At 60.1% G+C, this 22,054-nt stretch carries 23 protein-coding genes; 8 read left to right on the forward strand and 15 right to left on the reverse strand.

Going from position 1 to position 22,054, the window contains the following annotated elements; genetic code table 11:
- Nucleotides 1-58 precede the first annotated feature (58 nt).
- The 3 genes from AKJ29_RS19635 (at nucleotide 59) to AKJ29_RS07765 (ending at nucleotide 2,680) form a co-directional block, all read left to right on the forward strand.
- A complete protein-coding gene (locus tag AKJ29_RS19635) occupies nucleotides 59-220 on the forward strand; it encodes a hypothetical protein (RefSeq protein ID WP_161805385.1) in 162 nt (53 codons plus the stop codon).
- 97 nt (nucleotides 221-317) lie between these two features.
- Nucleotides 318-1,430 carry a flagellar motor switch protein FliG gene (locus AKJ29_RS07760; protein ID WP_235477349.1) on the forward strand — a complete coding sequence of 371 codons (1,113 nt, stop codon included), beginning with the start codon at nucleotides 318-320 and terminating at the stop codon, nucleotides 1,428-1,430.
- A gap of 356 nt (nucleotides 1,431-1,786) precedes the next feature.
- Nucleotides 1,787-2,680 (forward strand): lysophospholipid acyltransferase family protein, encoded by an 894-nt coding sequence (locus AKJ29_RS07765; RefSeq protein WP_055189611.1) that lies wholly within the window; start codon nucleotides 1,787-1,789, stop codon nucleotides 2,678-2,680.
- 82 nt (nucleotides 2,681-2,762) lie between these two features.
- Here the strand turns inward: AKJ29_RS07765 and AKJ29_RS07770 are convergent, their stop codons facing one another.
- Nucleotides 2,763-3,479: a DUF1223 domain-containing protein gene (locus AKJ29_RS07770; protein ID WP_055189613.1), complete on the reverse strand. Its 717-nt coding sequence runs from the start codon at nucleotides 3,477-3,479 to the stop codon at nucleotides 2,763-2,765.
- A 209-nt stretch (nucleotides 3,480-3,688) separates the two neighbouring features.
- Between AKJ29_RS07770 and AKJ29_RS07775 the strand changes: the two genes are divergently transcribed.
- A complete protein-coding gene (locus tag AKJ29_RS07775) occupies nucleotides 3,689-4,399 on the forward strand; it encodes an SDR family NAD(P)-dependent oxidoreductase (RefSeq protein ID WP_055190489.1) in 711 nt (236 codons plus the stop codon).
- Between the two features lie 236 nt (nucleotides 4,400-4,635).
- Here the strand turns inward: AKJ29_RS07775 and AKJ29_RS07780 are convergent, their stop codons facing one another.
- The 9 genes from AKJ29_RS07780 to yajC all read right to left on the reverse strand — a co-directional run bounded on the left by AKJ29_RS07780 (nucleotide 4,636) and on the right by yajC (nucleotide 11,710).
- Nucleotides 4,636-5,208 carry a DsbE family thiol:disulfide interchange protein gene (locus AKJ29_RS07780; RefSeq protein ID WP_055189614.1) on the reverse strand — a complete coding sequence of 191 codons (573 nt, stop codon included), beginning with the start codon at nucleotides 5,206-5,208 and terminating at the stop codon, nucleotides 4,636-4,638.
- On the reverse strand, nucleotides 5,201-5,353 hold the full coding sequence (locus tag AKJ29_RS18665) for a heme exporter protein CcmD (RefSeq protein WP_082392549.1): 153 nt from the start codon (nucleotides 5,351-5,353) through the stop codon (nucleotides 5,201-5,203). The genes AKJ29_RS07780 and AKJ29_RS18665 overlap by 8 nt, the downstream gene beginning before the upstream one ends.
- Nucleotides 5,346-6,134: a heme ABC transporter permease gene (locus AKJ29_RS07785; RefSeq protein ID WP_055189616.1), complete on the reverse strand. Its 789-nt coding sequence runs from the start codon at nucleotides 6,132-6,134 to the stop codon at nucleotides 5,346-5,348. The genes AKJ29_RS18665 and AKJ29_RS07785 overlap by 8 nt, the downstream gene beginning before the upstream one ends.
- Nucleotides 6,135-6,224: 90 nt before the next feature.
- Nucleotides 6,225-6,881, reverse strand: a complete 657-nt coding sequence (gene ccmB / locus AKJ29_RS07790; RefSeq protein WP_055189618.1) for a heme exporter protein CcmB — start codon at nucleotides 6,879-6,881, stop codon at nucleotides 6,225-6,227.
- Nucleotides 6,878-7,546: a heme ABC exporter ATP-binding protein CcmA gene (gene ccmA, locus AKJ29_RS07795; protein ID WP_055189620.1), complete on the reverse strand. Its 669-nt coding sequence runs from the start codon at nucleotides 7,544-7,546 to the stop codon at nucleotides 6,878-6,880. Before ccmA ends, ccmB begins: the two co-directional genes overlap by 4 nt.
- 9 nt (nucleotides 7,547-7,555) lie before the next feature.
- Entirely contained in the window at nucleotides 7,556-7,906 is a 351-nt protein-coding gene (locus AKJ29_RS07800) for an Mth938-like domain-containing protein (protein WP_055189622.1), read from the reverse strand.
- Between the two features lie 13 nt (nucleotides 7,907-7,919).
- Nucleotides 7,920-8,678: a sulfite exporter TauE/SafE family protein gene (locus tag AKJ29_RS07805; protein WP_063139425.1), complete on the reverse strand. Its 759-nt coding sequence runs from the start codon at nucleotides 8,676-8,678 to the stop codon at nucleotides 7,920-7,922.
- On the reverse strand, nucleotides 8,671-11,304 hold the full coding sequence (gene secD, locus AKJ29_RS07810) for a protein translocase subunit SecD (RefSeq protein ID WP_055189626.1): 2,634 nt from the start codon (nucleotides 11,302-11,304) through the stop codon (nucleotides 8,671-8,673). Before secD ends, AKJ29_RS07805 begins: the two co-directional genes overlap by 8 nt.
- Nucleotides 11,305-11,380: 76 nt before the next feature.
- Nucleotides 11,381-11,710 (reverse strand): preprotein translocase subunit YajC, encoded by a 330-nt coding sequence (yajC, locus tag AKJ29_RS07815; RefSeq protein ID WP_063139426.1) that lies wholly within the window; start codon nucleotides 11,708-11,710, stop codon nucleotides 11,381-11,383.
- A gap of 74 nt (nucleotides 11,711-11,784) precedes the next feature.
- Here yajC and AKJ29_RS07820 point away from each other — a divergent pair, with 74 nt between their 5' ends.
- The gene (locus tag AKJ29_RS07820; protein ID WP_139231321.1) at nucleotides 11,785-13,287 is read left to right on the forward strand and encodes a pentapeptide repeat-containing protein; all 1,503 of its coding nucleotides are present in this window, start codon (nucleotides 11,785-11,787) and stop codon (nucleotides 13,285-13,287) included.
- A gap of 85 nt (nucleotides 13,288-13,372) precedes the next feature.
- The gene (gene serS / locus AKJ29_RS07825; protein WP_055189630.1) at nucleotides 13,373-14,665 is read left to right on the forward strand and encodes a serine--tRNA ligase; all 1,293 of its coding nucleotides are present in this window, start codon (nucleotides 13,373-13,375) and stop codon (nucleotides 14,663-14,665) included.
- A gap of 122 nt (nucleotides 14,666-14,787) precedes the next feature.
- On the opposite strand, the gene AKJ29_RS07830 is transcribed toward serS, so the two are convergent.
- The 4 genes from AKJ29_RS07830 to AKJ29_RS07845 all read right to left on the reverse strand — a co-directional run bounded on the left by AKJ29_RS07830 (nucleotide 14,788) and on the right by AKJ29_RS07845 (nucleotide 17,889).
- On the reverse strand, nucleotides 14,788-15,645 hold the full coding sequence (locus tag AKJ29_RS07830; protein WP_055189631.1) for an ATP-binding protein: 858 nt from the start codon (nucleotides 15,643-15,645) through the stop codon (nucleotides 14,788-14,790).
- A gap of 218 nt (nucleotides 15,646-15,863) precedes the next feature.
- The gene (gene tatC / locus AKJ29_RS07835) at nucleotides 15,864-16,820 is read right to left on the reverse strand and encodes a twin-arginine translocase subunit TatC (protein WP_055189633.1); all 957 of its coding nucleotides are present in this window, start codon (nucleotides 16,818-16,820) and stop codon (nucleotides 15,864-15,866) included.
- On the reverse strand, nucleotides 16,817-17,599 hold the full coding sequence (gene tatB / locus AKJ29_RS07840; RefSeq protein WP_055189635.1) for a Sec-independent protein translocase protein TatB: 783 nt from the start codon (nucleotides 17,597-17,599) through the stop codon (nucleotides 16,817-16,819). Before tatB ends, tatC begins: the two co-directional genes overlap by 4 nt.
- Before the next feature lie 74 nt (nucleotides 17,600-17,673).
- Nucleotides 17,674-17,889: a twin-arginine translocase TatA/TatE family subunit gene (locus AKJ29_RS07845; protein WP_055189637.1), complete on the reverse strand. Its 216-nt coding sequence runs from the start codon at nucleotides 17,887-17,889 to the stop codon at nucleotides 17,674-17,676.
- Between the two features lie 336 nt (nucleotides 17,890-18,225).
- Between AKJ29_RS07845 and AKJ29_RS07850 the strand changes: the two genes are divergently transcribed.
- Complete coding sequence (locus tag AKJ29_RS07850) at nucleotides 18,226-19,401, forward strand: MFS transporter (RefSeq protein WP_055189639.1); 1,176 nt, start codon at nucleotides 18,226-18,228, stop codon at nucleotides 19,399-19,401.
- 47 nt (nucleotides 19,402-19,448) lie between these two features.
- On the opposite strand, the gene AKJ29_RS07855 is transcribed toward AKJ29_RS07850, so the two are convergent.
- Nucleotides 19,449-20,555, reverse strand: a complete 1,107-nt coding sequence (locus AKJ29_RS07855) for an ABC transporter ATP-binding protein (protein WP_055189641.1) — start codon at nucleotides 20,553-20,555, stop codon at nucleotides 19,449-19,451.
- Nucleotides 20,556-20,758: 203 nt separating this feature from the next.
- Between AKJ29_RS07855 and AKJ29_RS07860 the strand changes: the two genes are divergently transcribed.
- Nucleotides 20,759-22,027 carry an MFS transporter gene (locus tag AKJ29_RS07860; protein ID WP_055189643.1) on the forward strand — a complete coding sequence of 423 codons (1,269 nt, stop codon included), beginning with the start codon at nucleotides 20,759-20,761 and terminating at the stop codon, nucleotides 22,025-22,027.
- Nucleotides 22,028-22,054: the final 27 nt, after the last annotated feature.

Raw genomic sequence — 22,054 nt, forward strand, 5'->3', positions numbered from 1 at the left:
CGATTTCGCAAAAATCGTGTTCCGTGCTATCATGGGGTCCTTCACCAAGGAGGGCCCCATGTTTTTTAAGAGATTTCTGGTTGGGTGCGTCCTGACCATCACCGCGTTTCTCACCCCCGCCTATGCCTGCGAACAGCATGAAAAACAGGCGCAGAGCTGTCTGGCAGGTCATGAGTGGAATGACGACGCCAAGACCTGCGCGCCTGTGGTGTCAAGCTGACATCCGGCCTGCCGAATTGCAGTTTCTTCTCAGCGGGTAAGCGGCTGTTAACATCGCTCTGCCACAATACCTGCAAGACGGGATTGAGGAGCAGGCCTTGAACAACGCGCTTACACCGATGGACAATGATGTGGTTTTGCCCGGTGAGCTGCCGGAATTTGGCGTAATGCCAAAAGGTGCCCCCATGGGGCAGCCCCCCTTCATGTCCCCACCCCGGCAATTGTCCAAGAAACAAAAGGCGGCGATCATCATCCGCCTTTTGCTCGCAGAAGGGGCGGAGCTTCCCCTCTCTGGTCTGCCTGAGGCCATGCAGAGCGATCTGATTGAAAACATGTCAGAAATGCGCCTCATCGACAAAGGCACCGTGGCGGCCGTGGTCGATGAGTTCATCAGCGAAATGCAGGAGGTGGGTCTTACCTTTCCCGGCGGGCTGGAAGGGGCGCTGGACATTCTCGATGGCACGTTGGACCCGACCATGATCGCGCGCGTGCGCAAAAATGCTGGCGTCAAGATCACGGGCAATCCGTGGGAAACCATTGCAGGGATCGACCCCAAGAAACTGTTGCCAATCCTGGAAGAGGAAAGCACCGAAGTGGCGGCGGTTCTGCTGTCGAAGCTCAAAGTCTCTGTGGCGGCTGAGCTTTTGGGGCAATTGCCCGGCCCGCGCGCGCGGAAAGTGGCTTATGCGGTCTCACTGACCGGAAATATCTCGCCGGAAGTGGTGCATAAAATTGGCCGGTCTCTGGCCGAGCAGCTTGATGCCCAACCGGTCAGCGCCTTCACGGACGGGCCGGTGGAACGCGTCGGCGCGATCCTCAACTTCTCTCCCGCGGCCACTCGCGACGATGTACTGAACGGGCTGGACGAAGAAGATCAGGTCTTTGCCGAGGAAGTGCGCAAGGCGATCTTTACCTTCGCCAATATCCCCGCCCGTGTCGACCCGCGCGATGTGCCGAAGATCACCAAGGATATTGATCAGGCGGTGCTGATCACGGCATTGACGGCTGCAACCGGCGAATTGGAAGCCTCGGCCGAGTTCATCCTCGGGGCCATGTCGAAACGCATGGCAGAGCAGATCCGCGAAGAAATGCAAAGCCTTGGCAAGGTCAAAGCCGCAGATGGCGAGGCTGCCATGAATGCCGTTATCTCTCGCATCCGAGAGATGGAAGGCGCGGGAGAAATTCTTCTGATCGCGGAGGATGAAGAGTAGAGCATTTCGCGATCACCCTGTGTCGGTTCTCTGTCCTGAACCGCCAGCAGGTTTGAGACCTCCCGCCGTATTTCAGTTTCCCCCGAATCTTCGGTCAAAACCAAAACACCTTGCCCAGTCAAAACGCGTTTCCTTCGCTGCACAAACCACCCCGCAGCTTGCCCTTTGCCAGAGCCGCTTTTATACCATGGAAAGAATGCGGCAATCTGCCCGTCAGATTGGATAAAGCGTTTCTACATATTGTTAGATCACAATAATAAGTAGAAACGCCCATGCCATGTCGATGTTTCGTGCGTTTCGAGAGTATGCTGCTATGCAACCTGATCTCGAAACGTTTAGTGCAATAAAGGGATCCCATGGCCGAAACGAAATTTGAACCCAAGGCCTATCTTGCCTATCTGGGCCTTCGCGCGGTTCTTGGTCTCCCCCGGCTTTTGCCCTACACAACCCGCATCGCCACCATTGGCTGGCTGACATCCGCTGTCGTGGCCCCCATAGCCGGGTATCGCAAGCGGGTGCGCAACAACCTGTTGAAAGTGTTTCCGGACATGCCCCCTGCCGAAGTGGCCCGTCTGGAACGCGAGGTGCCAAACAACGCGGGGCGGGTGCTGGCGGAGCTGTTTTCCTCGGATGATTTCGTGCGCCATCTTGGCAAGCTGGAGCTGAAAGGTCCGGGGGTTGAGGCCCTTCTCAAGGCACGCGACGCGGGACGCCCGATCATTGGCGTGTCCGGGCATTTCGGGAATTACGACGTGATGCGCCTTGCCATGGTTCAGAACGGGTTCTCGATCGGGGGGCTATATCGTCCCTTTACCAACAAATATTTCGACATGTTCTATCGCCGCGCGCTGGAAACCGTGGCCAAGCCGGTCTTTCCCCAGGGGCGCAGAGGTCTGGCCGACATGTTGCGGCATCTCAGATCCGGCAACATGATCGCCATCCTTGCCGACCAGCGCGCCAATGATGGCGAGCGGTTGAAGTTTTTCGGACAGGACGCGCTGACACCAATTTCAGCGGCGGAGATGGCCCTGAAATATGACGCACATCTGTTCTGCGCCTATGGGGTGCGGCGCGCCAACGGGGTCGATTTCGACATGGTGATCGAAGAACCGATCCCGCATGGCGATCCCAACGAGATGATGCAGGCCATCAATGACAGTCTGGAAGCACAGGTTCGTCAGAACATGGGGCAGTTCCTTTGGGTTCATAACCGCTGGCACATTCCGGCCCGCCGTCAGGACGGCAGTTAAGGCGTTTCAGACAGAACTGAACCACGTGCTTATTCCAAGCCCCCCCACGACAGTGGCATCTCTTACGGCGCGCGCCCGCAGGTCACTTCAGCCGAATGGCCGCCTGTATCGGCCCCGGATAGCCTTTGGGGGTAAGCGACTGAAGCACCAGGGCTGCGGCCTGACCCTCCAGAACCGGCAAGGTCAGTTCCAGCTCCCCCGCCCCGTCCCATGTTGTCAGGGGGGTCAGTTCGGTCACGATATTGGTATATTCAATCTGCTGACCGGCATTTTCCCCACGGGTGATTGTCACCATTTCAGAGGGGATGAAATACACCAGGAGCGCAACCATCTCGGCCTCAAGTGCCGCGCGGGTCACCGTTTTGGCCGAAACCACCACGCCCTGATCCGTCTTGCGAGAGGACAACATCACCTGCCCCATCCGGTCCCGGTGATCGTCAAGTGCTGCAAAAACATCCATCGGACGGTTGCCCACCACCTGCGTCACACCGCCAATCACCATTTGCGGCGTATATTTATAACGGGCTTCCGCAACCCGGCGATACCCTTCCTGCCTTTGGGTGAATTGTGGTTGGGCAAAGGTGTCTTTCCAGCCGATATAGTCCCAGTAATCCACGTGGAACGCAAGCGGCAGCAGGTTGGGATGGTCGGACATATCAGCAAGAAGCTGGTCCGCCGGAGGGCAGGAGGAACAGCCCTGTGAGGTAAACAGCTCAACCACCATCAACGACCGATCTTGCGCCGTGGCCACCCCAACCGCCATTACCATGGCCATAGCAGCTCCAAAAATCACCCGCATTCGGTCACCTCTTTTTTCGTCTTACCCCGTAATAGCGCAGGCCAACCTCTGGGACCAATCAAGGTTTTGCGAGCGTTTTGTTACAGTTTGCAGCATGGCGAAATGGCCACGCTTGCGGGGATGCGCATGCCAACCAGAGGTGCAAATCGGATTTGCATTCTCCTGAGATGTGCAAGCTGTTATCCACGACAGGCGAACAGGAGGAACACATGCGTAAAACCGTTCTCGTCACCGGCGGGGCGCGCGGCATCGGGCGCGCAATTGCCGACGACCTGGCGCGCGACCATCATGTCGTCATCACCTATTTCTCAGACAAAGCAGCGGGCAAGATGTTTGCAGTCAAACATCCCGGCAGCCTCGCCATCCGCGCCGATTTCACCAATGCCGAAGAGCCTGCAGAGGTGGTCAAACTGGCCATTTCCGCCTTTGGAAAGATCGACGCGATCGTGAACAATGCAGGCCGGGTCACCGAGACAGCCTGCGACAGCGTGGCCCCGGCAGAGCATGCGGCGCTTTATCAGGTCAATGTCACCGCCCCCGCGGCCATTCTGGCCGCGACCCTGCCGCATATGCCAAACGGTTCTGCCGTGGTGAACATTGCATCCGTCAATGCCGCGTCGCCCCCCGCAACCGCAGGCGCCTATGCGGCGAGCAAAGCGGCGCTGGTGGCCATGACCAAGGCGCAGGCCAAGGCACTTGGGCCACGCGGGATCCGGGTCAATGCCCTCGCCCCGGGCCCGGTCGAAAGCGCCCATGCGCCACGCCCGGATGCGTTGCAGGCTGAGGTCCGCGCGAACACCGCCCTGGCACGAAATGGCCTGCCATCTGATATGGTGGGACCCACCCGATTTTTGCTGAGCGACGCTGCCGGTTTCATCACCGGTGAGGTTTTGACGGTTTCTGGCGGATACCGTCTCTGACACTCACCTTATCTTAAGCTTCGGATGCAAAAAGGGGATATGCGGCGTCTTTTGCGACATATCCCCTTTCCTATCATCGAAGCCCTCGGTTTTACCGGGTTTCTGATCCTGCTGCACCTCGCGGCGTAACGCGTTTTGGAATAGACGTGAAACACAGGTTTTTTCTGAAACGCCCAGGGCAGTGATATCTCTTACGCCGTTTGGGCTTTTCCCTGTTTCAGGTAAGCCCAAACGCTTTAGCTACCCTCGTCAGAGCTCTGCACCTCTCCTGCCTTGGCAATTGCCGGGCGGATGATACTGTCGAGCACCTCTACGGTGATTGGACCGGCAAAACGTTTCAGGATCACCCCGTCCTTGTTGATCACAAAGGTCTCCGGCACGCCGTAAAGCCCCCACTCCAGACCGGTGCGCCCCTTCTTGTCAGCCATCAACGCGACATAGGGGTTGCCCAGCTCTTCAAGGAAACGCAGCGCATTGGCGTCTTCGTCCTTGTAGTTGATACCATAGATGGTCACACCTTCGCGGGCCAGTGTTTCCAGTTGCGGGTGTTCGACCCGGCAGGGCGCACACCAGCTGGCCCAGAAATTGACCAGCTTCACGCCGCCCGTCATCAGGTCTTCCCGGGTGAACTCCCCCCCGGTGCCCAGGGGGGACACCGAGAGCGCGGGCACCGTGCCCCCTTCGCGGGTTGATGGCAATGCATTCGAGTCTTTGCCATTGGACATGCCCCACAGGAACATACCAGCCAAAGCGGCAAACAGCACCGGCGGCAGGATCATAAAGGGAGATATCTTTTTCTTCTCAGCCATTTTTACGACGCTCCTCAGCGACATTCAGGTCAGTTTTCACCTTGCGGCCCGACCGGATCGTGACAAAAATCAACGCGCCCACCAAGGCCAGGGTCAATCCCCAAGACCATAGTATCGCGTCCGCATATTTTCCAAGTTCAAGCATCCATCATCCTTTCACGGGCCATCAGGGCATGCAGGCGGCGGCGGCGGATCTCGGTGCGGGTGCGCATCAGCAAGAGCACCACGAAAAGAAAACCGAACCCGATGATCGTCAGGACAAGCGGCTGCCAATAAACATTTGCCACATGCTCTTTCTTATCAAGCGACAGGGACGCGCCCTGATGCAGGCCCTGGTTCCAGAAATTCACCGCATAGCGCGACAAAAGCGCAAAGACCGACCCCACAACGCAGAGAACAGATGTCAGGTCGGCTGCTGTATCCGGGTTCTCGATCGCGGCCCAAAGCGCCATGTAGCCCAGGTAAAACAGGAACAGAATCAGAAACGAGGTCAGGCGCGGATCCCAGGCCCAATAAGTACCCCACATCGGCTGTCCCCAAACGGCCCCGGTGATCAGAGAAATCACCGTCATGGTCACCCCGATCAGCGCAGCCGCCTTTGCCGCAAGCGCGGACACATGGTGGCGGCGCACCAGCCAGATCAGCGAGGTCACCAGCATCATCACCCAGATATTGATCGCCATGGTTGACGACGGCACATGCACATAGATGATCTTGACCGAATTTCCGAAATTCGCGGCCTCCGGGGTGAAGAAGAAGCCCCAGATCAGGCCCGGCACAAGGGTGAGGACACACAGGGCAATGGCCCAGGGCAGCACCTTGCCCGACAGGGCCATGAATTTCACCGGGTTTGCATATTCCCACAACGCATTCATGCGCTGGCCCAGCGACCTTTTTTCGGAACGGTTGGTCGTTGTTTGTGTCATCGGGTTTCCTCTACGGCTCCCATAATCGGTGGCAGGTCTGGGCGCAACACTAACCCAGGTCACAAGTGGGTGACTTGATTTATCTCAGGCTTATCTAAGATTAACACGCAAAGCAGCCGAGGCGGCAAATGGCAGCAGGGCGATGGATCCCGCGGTGATGCCCGCCATCATCAGAAGCGGCGTGGTGGCGGAAAACCCGGCCATGCCACGGGTGGCGGCCTCGGCCCCGAAAATCAGCGTCGGGATGTAAAGCGGCAGCACCAGAAGCGACATCAAAAGCCCGCCGCGTTTCAGCCCGACGGTCAGCGCAGCCCCAAAGGCACCGATCATGGAAAGGGCGGGTGTGCCCAGCAAAAGCGTGACGAAGATCCATGAAAACCCCGGGCTTTCCAACTGCATCAGCGCTCCGAAAAACGGAGCAGCCAGCGTCAGCGGCAATCCGGTGACCAGCCAATGCGCAAGCGCCTTCACCGCCACGATCCCCTCCAGAGGGATCGGGGAGGTGGCCAGCAGGTCCAGCGAGCCATCTTCGAAATCAAGCTGAAAGATCCGGTCAAGCGACAAAAGGCAGGCAAGCAGCGCCCCCACCCACAAAATACCGGGGGCAATGCGCGACAGGATATCGCCCTCTGGCCCGACGCCAAATGGCACCAATGTGGACACGATCAGGAAAAACGCCAGCCCAAGGCCAAAGCCTCCGCCTGCGCGCATCGCAAGGCGCAGATCCCGGATCAGAAGTGCAATCATAGGAAGGCCCCCTCACCTGCATCGTCAAAACCGTCAGAATGGGCAAGATCAGCGGCGGTGGTGGGATCCGCTTTGTAAGGGCCGATATCAAAGCTTGCCGCGTCCAGCCCCAGATCAATATGGGTGGCGATCAGCGCCGCCCCGCCCCGCGCCTGATGGGCGCGAACCGCATCGGCAAACAGCCCGACCGAAGGCACGTCAAGCGATACGGTCGGCTCATCCAGCAGCCAGATCGGACGCCCGGTCACCAGCAGCCGTGCCAGTCCCAGGCGCCGCTTCTGTCCGGCGGAAAGATTTGCGGACGGGCGGCTCAAGAGCCCGGCCAGGTTGAACCCTTCCACCGCGCCGGAAATGTCTTCCTGCCCATGCACCGATGCCCAGAACCGCAGGTTTTCCTCGACCGTCAGCGTGGCTTTCAACCCATCGGCATGGGCGCCATAGGTCAAGGTCTCCGGCCCGGACAGCACCTCTCCGTGCAACGGGGGCTGCAACCCGGCAAGGGTGCGCAGAAGCGTGGTCTTACCCGATCCGTTCGGCCCGCGCAGGATCAGCACCTCACCGGGATCAAGCGAAAAGCCCACCCCTTGCAGGATCGGCACGCCACCACGGGTGACGGTCAGGTTCTCGGCCGCGAGTCGGGCGGTATGTCGGGACAAATCAGTCATGCCAGAGGCTTAGACCGGAAGGGCCGCCAAGGCAATGCGCCGCCCCTCGGCCAGAAGCACATTATAGGTGCGGCAGGCAGCGGCGGTGGCCATGGGTTCCATGCCGATCCCGGCCGCCTCAAGCGCCTCGCGCAGGGGGGTGGGGGCATGGGCAATCTCGGCACCGGAGCCATAAAACAGCACGTCGATCCCGCCGGCCAAGGCCGCAAGCGGGGTCACGTCTTCACCATCCCAGCTGATCACCTTCTCTGCCGTCAACAGGATCGGGCCGCGGATCACCTCACCGCCCACACGAAAGAAACCGGGGCCATAGCCATCCACCGGGGTGGCCCCCTCAAACACGACTTCATGGAATTGCATCGGGTGACACTCCTCAGCTGTTCAGAACCGAAACCAGCCCGGACAGGGCGGATCCCGCGATGATGATATAGGCAACCCGGCGGTAAAGCCCGCTCAGGCGGGGACGAAACAGCCAGTTGCCCAGAAGGTTTCCAGCAAGGTTGGGCAACAGCGCAACCAGCCCCAGCACAAGCGGCAGGCCCACAAGCCGGCCCAGAAGCAAGAACACCGCCAGCAAGATCACGTCATAGGCCAGCAGAAAAGCCGTATTGTTGGCGCGGATCACCCTGGCCGGAAGGGGGGAGGCCATATAGAGCAGGATCACCGGCGGGCCCGGAATGCCAGCCGCCCCGCCCAGCAACCCCGCCATCCCCCCTGTGCCCCAGACCAGCCGTGGGGTCAGCTCGCCGTGATAGCGAAACCCCGAAACCAGCGCCAGGACCATTGCAAGGCTGACCAGTGAAACCGCCAGTTTGAACACGGACGGGTCCACCGCAAACAACACCGCAAGCCCCAGCGGCAAAGCGAGGATCAGCCCGCCGATCAGGCGCATCAGGTCCCGCGGATGCCCGTCACGCAACGCGCCGGGCAAGGCAGGCAGCGGGCCGGCAATATCCATCACAATCAGCACCGCCACAGCGGCCACCGGGTCAATCACCTGCGCTGCGATGGGAAGAAAGATAAGCGCGGTGCCAAAGCCTGCGAACCCGCGCACAAGCCCCGCCAGAAAGGCGGCAGCCAAAAGTCCTCCAAGCCCCGGCAGGGCCAGGGCTTGGAGCAGGATATCAGGCATCAATATTGGCAAACTCGTTGCCCAGGTCCTTCGTCTCGGTCTTGTCCCAATTGCGTTTCACACCGAGGCGCAACAGGATGGCCGAGGCCACGAAGATCGACGAGTAGGTCCCGACAACAACACCCCAGATCATCGCAAACACAAACCCGCGGATCACGTCACCGCCCAGCACGTAAAGCGCGATCAGCGCGATCAGCGTGGTAAGCGAGGTCATCAGGGTGCGCGACAGGGTTTCATTGATCGACAGGTTCAACACTTCCCTGAGCTCCAGCGTCTTGTAGCGGCGCAGGTTCTCACGCACCCGGTCAAACACAACCACGGTATCATTGAGCGAGTAGCCGACAATGGTCAGAAGGGCTGCGATAATCGCAAGGTCGAACTTGATCCCGAGAAGCGCAAACACGCCGATGGTCAGCACAACGTCATGCACAAGAGCGGCCACCGCCCCCAGCGAGAACTGCCATTCGAACCGCAGCCAGATATAGACCAGCACCGCGCCGATCGCTGCCAGAACGGCATAGATCGCCGTCAGGATCAGCTCTCCCGAGACTTTCGGGCCAACCGATTCCACGCTTGGAAAGGTGATCGCAGGATCCACCGTGGCCAGCGCGTTTTCGATGGTCGCCATGGTCTCGGGCGTCATCGCCTCCTGACCTTCCTGCGCCTCGATGCGGATCTGGCTGACATGCTGGTCGTCGCGGAAATTCACGTCATTCACTTCCACAATCGTGATGTCCCCCAACGCAAGCGGCGCCAGTGCATCCCGATAGGCCCCAACATCCACGGCCTGCGTGCTTTCCGTGCGGATCGTGGTGCCGCCGCGGAAATCGATGCCGAAATTCAGGCCGATCACGAAGAACAGCACAACCGAGGCCACCATCGCCAGCCCAGACGCCCCAAGCGTCGCAAGCGTGGTTTTGAAAAAATCGAACACACGGTTTTGCGGCGCCAGACGAATGCCCTTGATCTCCAGATCACGCGGCTCTTTTCGCTCATGCCACATGACAATCATCAGCCGGGTCAGGAAAATCGCGGTGAAGACCGAGGTGATGATCCCCAGCCCCAGCGTGACCGCAAAGCCGCGCACCGGACCAGAGCCCATGACAAACAGGATCACGGCGGTGATGAAGGTGGTGATATTGGCATCCAGAATGGCCGACAGCGCCTTTTCATACCCCAGCTCGATCGCCCGCGCGGGCCCTTTGCCCGCCTTGAGCTCCTCCCGGATCCGTTCAAACACCAGCACATTGGCGTCAACCGCCATCCCGATGGTCAGCACGATCCCGGCGATACCGGGCAGCGTCAGGGTTGCCCCGATCATCGACAGAAGGCCAAAGATCATGCCGACATTCAGGATCAGCGCCACATTGGCGATCATGCCGAACCAGCCATAGGCCAGCCCCATGAAGATCAGCACACCGGCAAACGCCACCAGCGAGGCAATCTTGCCCGCATCAATGCTGTCCTGCCCCAGTTCCGGGCCGATGGTGCGCTCTTCCACATAGGTCAGTTCGGCAGGCAAGGCGCCCGCCCGCAGCAGAATCGCCAGATTGGTCGATTCCTCGATTGAGAAATTGCCGGTGATAATGCCCGACCCGCCGCAGATCTGTTCATTGATGCGCGGGGCCGAGATCACCTCTTCATCCAGCACAATTGCAAAAGGCGAGCCAACATTTTCGCCGGTATAGTCGCAGAACTTGCGCGCACCGGACACGTTGAAGCGGAAATTCACCGCAGGCCGGCCGTTCTGATCAAAGGCAGGCTGCGCATCATTCAGCTCTTCCCCGGTCACAACCGCGGTTTTTTCCAGCGCGTAATAGGTGTTTTCCTCGTCCAGCGACGGGTAGAGAACGCCCCGGGGACCGGGATCTGCATTGGCATTCGACGTACGCGAGGTGACCGGGTGGAAGGTCAGCTTGGCAGTCTTGCCGATGATTTCTTTCAACTCCGAGGCCGATCCGATGCCCGGCACCTGGATCAGGATCCGATCCCGCCCCTGCCGTTGGATGGTCGGTTCCCGCGTCCCCACCTCATCCACACGGCGGCGAATGATCTCAAGGGTTTGCAGGATGGTGCGGTCGTCGGTTGCGATGCGTTCCGCCTCCGACAGCGTCACCACAAACTCGCCTTCACGGCCCGCGCTCACCTCGATATCGGTTGAACCAACACCCTGAAGGCTGACCACCGGCTGGGCCAGTGTCTGCACTTTTGCAATGGCCTCAGGCAGCGCCTCGGGGCGTGAGATCTTCACCCGCAACTCATCAGGCTTGCTGTCCTGACGGCGAATGGTGCCAATCGTGTCGCGCTCATCGCGCAGCAGGTTGCGCACTTCGGGCCAAAGCGCATCCATACGCGCGCCATAGACATCCTCGACCTGCACTTCGGCCAGCAAATGTGCGCCGCCACGCAGGTCCAGCCCGAGATTGACAAGGCCGCTCGGCGCCCAGTCCGGCCAGGCGGAACGATCCGCCTCAAGCTCGGCCGTGGTGCCGGTGGTTTCAATCGCCTTCACCGCGTCATTGTGAACTTCCACACGGGTGTAAAACCCGTTGGGGGACGCAAAATACAGACCCAGGATCACCAGACCCCAGATCACCAGTCGTTTCCAAAGCGGAATTTGCAGCATGTGCCTGCCCGAATTTGCCCGTGTAACAAAGAAAACGCGGCCTCGGGGGGCTTGCCCGGGCCGCGCGATGAGGGGGTTATCCCTCGACCGGTTCGGTTTTCGACACCACCTTGGCGATGGTAGAGCGCATCACGCGCACTTTCACACCGTCAGCGATCTCGACCTCAACTTCGGCCTCGTCCTTGACGTTGGTAACCTTGCCGATGATGCCACCCTGGGTCACCACCTTGTCATTGCGGCGCAGCGCCCCCAGCATCGCCTGATGCTCTTTCATCTTCTTTTGCTGCGGACGGATCATGAAGATATACATGATCGCGAAAATGAGCAGCATCGGGATCAGCAACGAGTTGAGGATGCCGCCCGCAGGCGCACCCGCTGCCTGGGCAAAAGCCGGAGTTACAAACATCTTATTTCCTTTTCTTCCCGGGGCGACAAAGAACCCGCCCCACCTGTCTGGCGCGCACCCTATATGGGGGCCCATTGCTTGTCCAGCAAGGGAGCGCGGGAAGGTTTGCACAAGCGACCAAGAAGGCGGGTGACAGGCGGCGGGCAATGGTGTTTTGTGGGGGCGCATTCAATCTGGGGTTATTTATGCTCGACTTCTGGCAGGCGCTTACCACCCACCCGATGACACCTTGGTTTGGGTGGCTTGGGCTGGGAACCATTCTGATCTTTGCTGCACTTGGACAAGTTCGCCCTTACATCCCCGAAGATCCCATTGAAAAACTTCAAAAAACACTTGGGGCGACAAACCTTCCCTACAGCTTATTTTTGTTCCTGCTGTTATTTTGGGCAACCATTGCCCTGCTCCTGTTCACCGGCCTGCTTTCCGTGATCTGGCAAGTCATCGCGGCAATGCTGCCAGCCGCCCCCGACACAGCTGAAGGCAAAGCCGCCCAATGGGAATATCGCCTGCTGCTCACCAAACTTGCCGCCCTGACCACCGTGTTGGGCGCAACAATTGCCCTGCCCTTCACCATTATCCGCCTGCGCCTGACCAATGAACAAACCCGCCACGCAGAAAATGTTTTGTTCAACACCAAGCTGAACGAAGCGGTGGAAAGCCTGCATGCCCGCTATCAAGCCACCGAATGGAAACGCAAAGATGGCTATGTCGATATCTGGAAAGATGACATTATCAAACGCAATGGGGCCATTGATCGGTTGGAGAACCTGGCGATCGAGCGGCCAGAAGAAGCCCCCCGCATCGCCCGCATCCTATGTGTCTATCTGAAAGAAATGAGCAAGGAACACCCGCCAGAAACACCCCCGAAAGGCACAGCACCTGATGAACTTATAAGGTGGGCAAGGGGGCTCAAGATCAAGCGCGCGGACATGCAAGCTGCTCTTCACGCTTTAGCGCGCATACATCAAGAGACAAAGATCCCACCCAAAGAATTGGGAATTGATTTGTACAAGGTGAATTTACAAGCCATGACATTCAAGCAACCACGTTTCAACGCTCCAAATTTTGAACATGCAGTCTTGAGTGACAGTTACCTTGATGGTGCTAATCTTATAGGCACAAAACTCAATCGGGCGACACTCAATCGCGCAAGTCTTATTGGTGCAAAACTTGATTGGGCCGAGCTTGAAAACGCCGAGTTAAATGGTGCCAAGATCGTCGGAGCCCAACTATCCGAGGCAAACCTGACCCAAGCAAAACTCCAATTTGCAGAACTAGGCTATACCTCATGTTTTAACACATATTTCAATGGGGCAGTGCTCAATGGGACAATATTAACTGGTGTGAAAACAAATGGAGCTTCGTTTAGAAACGTTGATCTGTCGATGCTCATGAATGTCGATGAATTGATAGAACACGCCTTCGGAGATCGCTCTGTGATCCTGCCGGATGATGTGCCCTTCCCGATAGATCGCTGGCCGGATGCGAAACTGGATAATGAGGCCTATTGGCAGGAGTATCGGCGTTTCCTCAGCGATCCCGGCCCCTACATCCCGCCCCAACACCGCAACGACTAATCCCCCTTCCCCTGCCGCGCCCAAACTGGCATATGGGCGATAGCGCCCGTTAGGGGGCGCCCACCTGTGTTTAAGGAACAATGACATGCATGATATTCGCCTGATCCGTGACAACCCTGATGCGTTCGACGCCGCGATGGCCCGTCGGGGCCTCGACGGTGTGTCAGGCGAATTGCTGTCGCTGGATGAAACCCGCCGCGCCGCCATCCTCGCATCTGAGACCGCACAGGCCGAGGCCAACAAAGCCGCCAAGGAAGTGGGCGCCGCCAAGGGCCGTGGCGATGAGGCAGAGTTTGAACGCCTGCGCGCCCTGGTGGGGGAAAAGAAATCCGAAATCGCGCGTTTGAACGACGAAGCCAAGGCACTTGATGCCAAGCTCACCGAGATCCTGATGGGCCTGCCCAACACGATCTATGATGATGTGCCGGCTGGCGAAGACGAAGACGACAACGTGGAAATCAACCGCTGGGGCACCCCGCGCGAGATGGATTTCAAACCGGTTGAGCATTACGAATTGCCCGCCGTGCAGTCGGGACTGGATTTCGAAACCGCCGCCAAACTGTCCGGTTCGCGCTTCATGGTGCTCTCGGGTGCCGTGGCCCGCACCCACCGGGCGCTGGCGCAATTCATGCTCGACGTGCACACCGAAGAAAACGGCCTGACCGAAACCTGGACGCCGGTCCTCGTCAAGGAAGAGATGATGTATGGCACCGGGCAATTGCCGAAATTCGGCGAAGACAGCTACAAGACCGAAGATGGCTGGTGGCTGGTGCCGACGGCCGAGGTGAGCCTGACCAACATCGTCAATGGCGAAACCGTGAGCGAAGGCTATCTGCCGCGCCGCTATGTGGCCCACACCCAATGCTTCCGCTCAGAAGCAGGCAGCGCAGGGCGCGACACCGCCGGCATGCTGCGCCAGCACCAGTTTGAAAAAGTCGAAATGGTGTCGGTCACGAAACCCGAGGAAAGCGAGGCAGAACACGCCCGTATGACCCGCTGCGCCGAGGATATCCTCGAACGTCTGGAACTGCCCTACCGCACCGTGAAACTCTGCACGGGTGACATCGGGTTCGGCGCCAAACGCACCCATGATATCGAGGTCTGGCTGCCGGGGCAAAACACCTATCGCGAAATCAGCTCCGTCTCGACCTGCGGGGATTTCCAGGCCCGCCGCATGAACGCCCGCTACAAGCCGGCCGAAGGCGGCAAGCCGCAATTCGTGCACACGCTGAACGGATCAGGGCTCGCCGTGGGCCGCGCGCTGATTGCTGTCCTGGAAAACGGTCAGCAGGCCGACGGATCCGTTGACCTGCCCGCAGCCCTGCACCCCTACCTGCGCGGAAAAACCCGCATCACCGCCGAGGGTGAGCTGGTTTAAGAGGCTGATTTCATTAAAAAACAAAAGCCCGGCCAAACCTGCCGGGCTTTTTCTTATGCCTTTTTCTTGCGTCAAATACCTCGGGGTGAGGCTGAAAGCCGAGGGGCAGAGCCCCTCCCCCATCAGCCCAGCGCAACCCCTTTGCGCCCCGCCAGATCCACGAAATACTGCCACGCCACCCGGCCCGACCGGGCACCGCGCGTGGCCTGCCATTCGATTGCTTCCGCGCGCAGAGTGTCCGGGTCAACCCTGACCCCATAAGCCTCACAATAGCCTGAAATCATGGACAGATATTCATCCTGAGAGCAGGGATGAAAGCCCAGCCAAAGGCCAAACCGATCCGACAGAGAGACCTTCTCCTCCACCGCTTCAGACGGGTTGATCGCAGATTGGCGTTCGTTCTCGATCATGTCACGCGGCATCAGATGGCGACGGTTCGAGGTGGCGTAAAACACCACATTCTCCGGCCGCCCCTCAATGCCCCCATCCAGCACCGCCTTCAGGCTTTTGTAATGCTGGTCGTCATGGCTGAAACTGAGGTCGTCACAAAAGAGCAGAAAACGGTGTTCAGAGCCGCGCAGAAGGTTCAGAAGCCGCGCCACGCTGGGCAGGTCTTCCCTTTGTAATTCCACGATTTTCAACGCCTCCCCCCGCGCCAGAACCTCGGCATGAACCGCCTTGACCAGCGAGGATTTCCCCATCCCCCGCGCGCCCCATAAAAGCGCGTTATTCGCGGGCAGGCCGCGGGCAAATTGCAGCGTGTTCTCAAGCAGCGTATCGCGCGAGCGATCGACGCCAATCAGCAAATCAATCGCCACCCGATTGACCTGCGGCACAGGCGCCAGCCGATCGGGACCGGTGTGCCAGACAAAGGCGTCCGCCAGACCGAAATCAGGAGCGGCCAGAGGGGCCGGAGACATGCGCTCCAGCGCCTCGGCGATGCGGGTCATTACGTTGGGATCCAAGCTGGTGCTCGCCATAATCGCGTTCCTTTGCGGGGAATGAAAACTTTAAACTCTTTAAAGGCTGAAACAACAAAACTTTAAAGTCTTTAAAGGGCGAGAAGGCGGAACTTTAAAGTTTTTGAAGACGGGCCACCGGGAGCTATGCGGGTCCGAATCCTGTTTGAACCGATGACCCGGAAAAAGAAAAAGCGCGCCTTAATCGGGCGCGCTTCTTCTTTTGGGTCTCTCAAGGGTTACTTGCCTTTGTCAGTGGCGCCCTCGTCGATATCGGCGTCGGCCTCAGCCTCATCTTCGCCTTCGGGGTCTTCGTCGAACTCTGCGAGCAGCTCATCATCTTCATCTGCGTCTTTGTCGCCCTCTTCGCTCTCGTCGTCATCCTCGAACCAGAGACCTTGGGCACGCAGCTCTTCTTCGCGCTTTTTCTCAACCCGGCCCACAAGGAAGATCGAGATCTCGTAAAGGCCATAGACCACCACGAACAGGATCACCTGGGTGATCACGTCCGGCGGGGTGACAAGCGCGGCCAGCACAAGGATCCCAACCACGGCGTATTTGCGCACCTCGCCCAGCCCTTTGGCGGACACCAGCCCGGCCTTGCCCATCAGCGTAAGCAGCACCGGCAACTGGAAGCACAGCCCGAAGGCCACCACGAATTTGATCGTCAGGCGCAGATATTCCTGCACCGAGCCCTGAAAATCGATCGAGGCCTGCACGTCGGTTTCCCCCACGCCGCCGGATTGCTGGAAACCCAGGAAGAAGTCGAAGGCCAGCGGCATCACCACGTAAAAGGCAAAGCTTGCGCCGAGGAAAAACATCACCGGGCTGGCGATCATGAATGGCAGGAAGGCGGCCTTTTCATTTTTGTAAAGCCCTGGCGCCACGAAGCGCCACATCTGGTAGGAGATATAGGGGAAGGACAGCACCAGACCGCCAAACAGCGAGATCGACACCGCGACAAAGAAGCCTTCCTGCAGCTTGATCAGGATCAGCCCGCAATCCGCCTGCCCGCGTTCGGCCATGCTCTGGCACAGCGGCTCGGTGAGGAAGTTGAAGATCGGGTTCCAGACGGTAAAGCAGATCACCATGCCGATGATAAAGGCGATGGCGGAATGGATCAGGCGGGTGCGCAGCTCGGTCAGGTGCTCGATCAGTGGCGCGGCACTGTCCTGGATTTCGTCGGTCTTGGTCATGCGTCAGGTGCGTCCGATGGTTTGGGAGCTGTCTTTTTGGCCGGTGCTTTCTTGGCAGGGGCTTTTGGGGCCGGTGCTTTTTTAGCAGGAGCCTTTGCAGTGGCGGCTTTGGCGGCGGGCTTTTTCGTGGCGGGTGCCTTGGCCGGGGCCTTCTTCTTGGTAGGGGCCTTCTTCGCCGCCGGTTTGGCCGCGCCCTCCCCTTCAGAGGTCCTGCGCTCCACCGGTTTACCTGTCGCCCGTTTCACTGGCGCTTTCTTGGCGGCCGGTTTGGACGTTTCCATGGCCGGATCTGGGGCCGGATCTGGGGCCGGATCTGGGGCCGGATCAGGATCTGCGGACACCGTTTTCTCAGCCGCTTTCTCAGCCGCAGCCTGCGCATTGGCCTTGGCACCAGCCTTTGCGGTGGCCTCGTGGAGCTTGCGGGCCACTTCGGCGCGTTCTTCCGACAGTTCGGGTGTCTTGGTGGCCTCATCCGCCGCCTTCTGGTCGCGCAGTGATTTGGCCGGGTCCCATTTCTCGAACCCATCTGCCGCACGATTAAGCGCATCCAGCCCCATGGATTTGGGGTTGCTCACGCCTTTGAGCGTGCTGGCGATGTCCTTGGCGCCGCTTTCATCCGCGGCTTCATTCATGGCCTGGCTGAATTCGCGCGCCATCTGGCGGGCCCGTGCGGTGAACCGCCCAAGCGTGCGAAACATGCCCGGCAGGTCCTTTGGACCCACCACAATCAGGGCGACCACCCCGATCACCAAAAGCTCGGTAAACCCGATATCAAACATGGAGAGCGTCCCCAGCACGTTGTCCGGGCAAGGCGCGGGTCATCCCCGTCACCCCGGACCGGACCGGTTGCGGCTTACGCCTTTTCCTTGTCTTCTTCGGGGGTGACGTCCTTGGCCACGTCCGCCGCCTGTTCTTCGATCTCTTTCTTGCCGTCATCAACACCTTTCTTGAAGGCGGTGATGCCTTTGCCGACCTCGCCCATCAGCGACGAGATTTTGCCCCGGCCGAACAGGACCAGAACCACAACGGCAATCAGAAGAAGGCCGGGCAGGCCGATATTGTTGAGCATAAGTGTCTCCCTCACCAGGCGGGTCCCCCCGCCATCCAATCTATTCAGAACAGATATGTATTCCCTTGTCGGAAAATATCAAAGCCCGAAAGCACATTTTCCGGCAATTAGCCCCTTTGGCACGGCTTTGGTCCCGTTCCCCGCCCTGCAAGCCCCCGCGCAAGCTCCTGTGCCCGACCCTTTGCGAGTATCGAAGGTGCCCCACGATCCGGCGAGCGGTTTTAAAATAGGAGCGCCGGGTGCGGATTTTCATTGGTTCACCGGTGAAATTCATGTCTGATCAGGGCAGATCCGGCTCCCCGGACCGTGACCCTTCAGACAGGTGGAACAGGCCCGATGCTGCGCGACCCTGCCATTTCTGCGCTTGCCCTTGGTCAGACCCTGATCTGGGCGTCGATTTATTACGTGTTTCCCGCGCTGTTGCTGCGGTGGGAACAGGATCTGGGCTGGTCCAAGACCGAATTGACCGGTGCCATCGCGCTTGCCGTGCTGGTCTCGGCCCTCGCCTCCCCGCTGAGCGGGCGGGTGATCGACATGGGCCGGGGGGCTGCGCTGTTGAGCCTGTCTGCCGCATTGGGGGCGGGCGGGCTCTTTGCCCTCTCCTATATCAGCGCCCTGTGGCAGTTTTACCTGATCTGGGCCGTGATTGGCGGCGCGATGGCAGGCTGTCTTTATGAGCCATGTTTTGCCATTGTCACCCGTGCCCGCGGCGTGGATGCGCGGCGTGGCATCATCCTGATCACATTGGTTGCGGGCTTTGCCGGCACGCTGAGCTTTCCCACCACCCACGCGCTAGCCGAAGCCTTTGGCTGGCGCCACGCGGTGCAGGTCCTGGCCGGGCTGGTGGCCCTTGTGGTGGTGCCGCTGCTGTGGTTTGGCGCACGCCAGCTGGAACGCGGCAGGCCACAGGCCCCGGTGCTGCACGACAGCCCGGAAGCCCCCCGCGCCTTTCTGCGCCGCCCCGCCTTCTGGTGTCTTGCCCTTGCTTTCAGCTGTTTTGCCGTGGCCCATGGCAGCACGCTGCACCATCTTCTGCCGCTTCTGGACGAACGAGGACTGCCACCGGATATGGCAGTGCTGGTGGCCTCGTTCATCGGCCCGATGCAGGTGGCAGGACGCATGGCGATGATGCTGTCGGAACGCTATATCTCAACCCATGGCGTGGCGATTGCCGCCTTCCTGTCGATGGCCCTCTCTGTCCTGCTCCTGCTGCTGGGCGCGCACAGCCCGGCCAGCCTGACCGGGTTTGTCCTTCTGTTCGGCAGCGCGGTTGGGGTGGTCAGCATCCTGCGCCCGCTTCTGGCACGAGAGATCCTCGGGGCGCGTAATTTCGGAGCCAAGACCGGCGCGCTTGCCCTGCCCTTTCTGGCCGGTTCCGCCCTGTCGCCCTTTTTGGGGGCTCTGCTTTGGAAAACAGGCGGCTATGCGCTGATGCTTGCGGCGCTGATCCTTGTGCTGGGGGTCGGCTGCCTGCTTTATCTGGGCGCGCACCGGCTGGGCCGCGCGCGCTGATCGCGCTTGTCCGGCCGGCCCCTCAGCAGGCCAGCCCCCTCAGAGGATCACACCTCGGCCGGGAACACGAAACAGCGGTCGCGGCGAATGGCAATCCACAAGGGCGTGCCCGGTTTGGGCAGAAAGACCGACGGCACGGTTGCGGTCAGGCAGGACCCGTCCTGCATCGAGAACTCAACCAGGCTTTCCTTGCCGATAAACCGTGCCCGGGTCACCTCGCCCCGCGCCCAGACCCCATGGGCCACGGTCGGGTTTGGCCCCTTGCCCTGCCGGTCAAAGTCGATCTTCAGATGCTGCGGGCGGATCACGATATCCACCTTGGTGCCATCCGGCATGCCGGGGGCCAGGAACTGGCCAAAGGCGGTATCGGTCAGCGCGCCCTGCACCAGCCCGGAAATCACGTTGATATCAGAAAAGAACCCGGCGGCCTTTTTGTCCACGGGGGCGTTATACACATTATAGGGCGCACCACGCTGCACGATCTCACCGTCGCGCATCAGGGCGATCTGATCGGCCATGCGCATCGCCTCTTCCGGCTCATGGGTGACCAGCACCACCGCGGTGCCCTCTTCTTTCAAAAGCGTCAGCGTCTCATCACGAATCCCGTCGCGCAGCCGGTTATCCAGCCCCGAGAACGGTTCGTCCATCAGCATGATCGACGGGCGCGGCGCAAGCGCACGGGCCAGCGCCACGCGCTGCTGCTCCCCGCCGGAGAGTTCATGCGGGAACTTGTCGATGAAACGCAGCAGGCCCACTTTTTCCAAAAGCTCCTGCACGCGCAGGCGTTTTTCCGTGCGCGACCCGGTCAGCCCAAAGGCCACATTGTCGGCCACCGACAGGTGGGGAAACAGGGCAAAATCCTGAAACATCAGGCCGATATGGCGTTTTTCCGGCGGCACGAACACGCCCGGACCGGCCATCATCTGCCCATCCATCCACACCTCGCCCGCATCCTGTTCATCCACCCCCGCAATGATGCGCAACGTGGTGGATTTGCCACAGCCGGAGGGGCCAAGCAGACAGGTCACCTGCCCCGCATTCACAGTCAGTGAGATCCCCCGCACCACCTTTTGCCCACCAAAATGGCGTTCGAGGTTGCGGATTTCCAGCCGCGCGGCGGGGCGGGCGACAGGAGAAGGGCTGGCGACCAGCATGGGCGGACCTTTCTTCAGACGGCAATTCCGATTGTTTAGATCAGACTTAGCCCGGATAGCAGCCCTGAGACGCGCCCGCAAGCCACCTGCCCCGCCTGAAGCGGGAAAGCATTGGCAAACGACACTGGTTTTGTCGCAAATGGGCTGGCCTTCTGCGCCCCGCTCTCCGATGCTGGCGCAAACATCCCCGCAAGGAGGGCCCGATGCGCCTGCTGATTTCCTTTGCTGCCCTGCTTCTGTCCGTGATCCTGCTTCAGCTCAGCACGGGCGGGGTGGGGCCACTGGATGCGCTGTCCGGGCTGACGCTGGGGTTTACAAAATCGCAGATCGGCCTGCTCGGTTCCGCCCATTTCATCGGGTTTTTCATCGGTTGCTGGTGGTCGCCGCGCCTGATGGGCAGCGTCGGGCATTCGCGCGCCTTTGCGGTGTTCACGGCGCTGGGGGCCATTGGCCTTCTGGCCCATATGCTGGTGATCGACCCCTATGCCTGGGCGCTGATGCGTGTGGCCTCGGGCCTGTGTGTCGCCGGGGCCTATACGGTGATCGAAGCCTGGATGAATGCCAAGATCACCAATGAAACCCGCGGGCGGGCCATGGGGGGCTATCGCGCGGTGGATATGGGGGGATCGCTGGCGGCCCAGTTGCTGATCGGCGTTCTGACCCCGGCCCATTACGTAAGTTACAACCTTCTGGCGCTGATCTGCTGTGCGGCGATCCTGCCGCTGACACTGACCCGGGCCAGCCAGCCGGAAACCCCGGACACCCCGCGGCTGCGCCCCGGTCTTGCCTGGCACCGCTCCCCCCTGGCGGCTGCGGGCTGTGTGGTTGCCGGCATCACCTCAGCCGCCTTTCGCATGGTCGGGCCGATCTATGGTCAGGAAGTGGGACTGGCGACCGGGCAGCTGGCCTGGTTCCTCGCCGCCTTCGTGCTTGGTGGCGCGCTGGCGCAGCTTCCGACCGGGTGGATTGCGGACAAATATGACCGGCGCTGGGTGCTGATCTGGCTGTCGGTTGCGGCAATTCTGAGCTGCTCTTTGACCGTGGCTTCCAGCGGGATGGGCACTCAGGTGGCCTTCCTGACGGCCGGGCTTTTTGGCTTCACCACTTTCCCGATCTTTTCGGTTTCCGCCGCCCATGCCAATGATTTCGCCAGCTCCGCCGAACGGGTGGAGCTGTCTGCCGCATTGATGTTCTTCTACGCAATCGGGGCCATCGCCTCGCCTTACGTCTCATCAAACCTGATTGATGCCTTTGGCCCTCCCGCCCTGTTTGCCTTTGTCGCCATCGGCCATCTGGGGCTGATCCTATTTGGCCTGAGCCGGATGCGGGTGCGCCCCACGGTTGAGGACAAGACCCCCTATACCTATACACCGCGCACCTCGTTTTCGATGGGCCGGCTGTTTGGGCGGATGCGCGAGCGCAAGAGATCGGCCCCGGCAGCCAAGCTTGACAGAACCGGCGGGACACCGTAGCACCGCGCGTTCACCCCTGCCTGCCAC

This window comes from Aliiroseovarius crassostreae, from assembly GCF_001307765.1.
Taxonomy (GTDB): domain Bacteria; phylum Pseudomonadota; class Alphaproteobacteria; order Rhodobacterales; family Rhodobacteraceae; genus Aliiroseovarius; species Aliiroseovarius crassostreae.

What these genes read in the sequence shown, in the direction of transcription:
- ccmA (WP_055189620.1), bottom strand. Translation starts at nt 7,546, where the DNA reads ATGACTGATTTGTCCCGACATACCGCCCGACTCGCGGCCGAGAACCTG.
- AKJ29_RS07775 (WP_055190489.1), top strand. Translation starts at nt 3,689, where the DNA reads ATGCGTAAAACCGTTCTCGTCACCGGCGGGGCGCGCGGCATCGGGCGC.
- secD (WP_055189626.1), bottom strand. Translation starts at nt 11,304, where the DNA reads ATGCTGCAAATTCCGCTTTGGAAACGACTGGTGATCTGGGGTCTGGTG.
- AKJ29_RS07800 (WP_055189622.1), bottom strand. Translation starts at nt 7,906, where the DNA reads ATGCAATTCCATGAAGTCGTGTTTGAGGGGGCCACCCCGGTGGATGGC.
- yajC (WP_063139426.1), bottom strand. Translation starts at nt 11,710, where the DNA reads ATGTTTGTAACTCCGGCTTTTGCCCAGGCAGCGGGTGCGCCTGCGGGC.
- AKJ29_RS07850 (WP_055189639.1), top strand. Translation starts at nt 18,226, where the DNA reads ATGCTGCGCGACCCTGCCATTTCTGCGCTTGCCCTTGGTCAGACCCTG.
- AKJ29_RS07860 (WP_055189643.1), top strand. Translation starts at nt 20,759, where the DNA reads ATGCGCCTGCTGATTTCCTTTGCTGCCCTGCTTCTGTCCGTGATCCTG.
- AKJ29_RS18665 (WP_082392549.1), bottom strand. Translation starts at nt 5,353, where the DNA reads ATGCTTGAACTTGGAAAATATGCGGACGCGATACTATGGTCTTGGGGA.
- serS (WP_055189630.1), top strand. Translation starts at nt 13,373, where the DNA reads ATGCATGATATTCGCCTGATCCGTGACAACCCTGATGCGTTCGACGCC.
- AKJ29_RS07845 (WP_055189637.1), bottom strand. Translation starts at nt 17,889, where the DNA reads ATGCTCAACAATATCGGCCTGCCCGGCCTTCTTCTGATTGCCGTTGTG.
- ccmB (WP_055189618.1), bottom strand. Translation starts at nt 6,881, where the DNA reads ATGATTGCACTTCTGATCCGGGATCTGCGCCTTGCGATGCGCGCAGGC.
- AKJ29_RS07770 (WP_055189613.1), bottom strand. Translation starts at nt 3,479, where the DNA reads ATGCGGGTGATTTTTGGAGCTGCTATGGCCATGGTAATGGCGGTTGGG.
- AKJ29_RS07785 (WP_055189616.1), bottom strand. Translation starts at nt 6,134, where the DNA reads ATGACACAAACAACGACCAACCGTTCCGAAAAAAGGTCGCTGGGCCAG.
- AKJ29_RS07780 (WP_055189614.1), bottom strand. Translation starts at nt 5,208, where the DNA reads ATGGCTGAGAAGAAAAAGATATCTCCCTTTATGATCCTGCCGCCGGTG.
- AKJ29_RS07855 (WP_055189641.1), bottom strand. Translation starts at nt 20,555, where the DNA reads ATGCTGGTCGCCAGCCCTTCTCCTGTCGCCCGCCCCGCCGCGCGGCTG.
- AKJ29_RS07805 (WP_063139425.1), bottom strand. Translation starts at nt 8,678, where the DNA reads ATGCCTGATATCCTGCTCCAAGCCCTGGCCCTGCCGGGGCTTGGAGGA.
- AKJ29_RS07765 (WP_055189611.1), top strand. Translation starts at nt 1,787, where the DNA reads ATGGCCGAAACGAAATTTGAACCCAAGGCCTATCTTGCCTATCTGGGC.
- AKJ29_RS07830 (WP_055189631.1), bottom strand. Translation starts at nt 15,645, where the DNA reads ATGGCGAGCACCAGCTTGGATCCCAACGTAATGACCCGCATCGCCGAG.
- tatC (WP_055189633.1), bottom strand. Translation starts at nt 16,820, where the DNA reads ATGACCAAGACCGACGAAATCCAGGACAGTGCCGCGCCACTGATCGAG.
- tatB (WP_055189635.1), bottom strand. Translation starts at nt 17,599, where the DNA reads ATGTTTGATATCGGGTTTACCGAGCTTTTGGTGATCGGGGTGGTCGCC.
- AKJ29_RS19635 (WP_161805385.1), top strand. Translation starts at nt 59, where the DNA reads ATGTTTTTTAAGAGATTTCTGGTTGGGTGCGTCCTGACCATCACCGCG.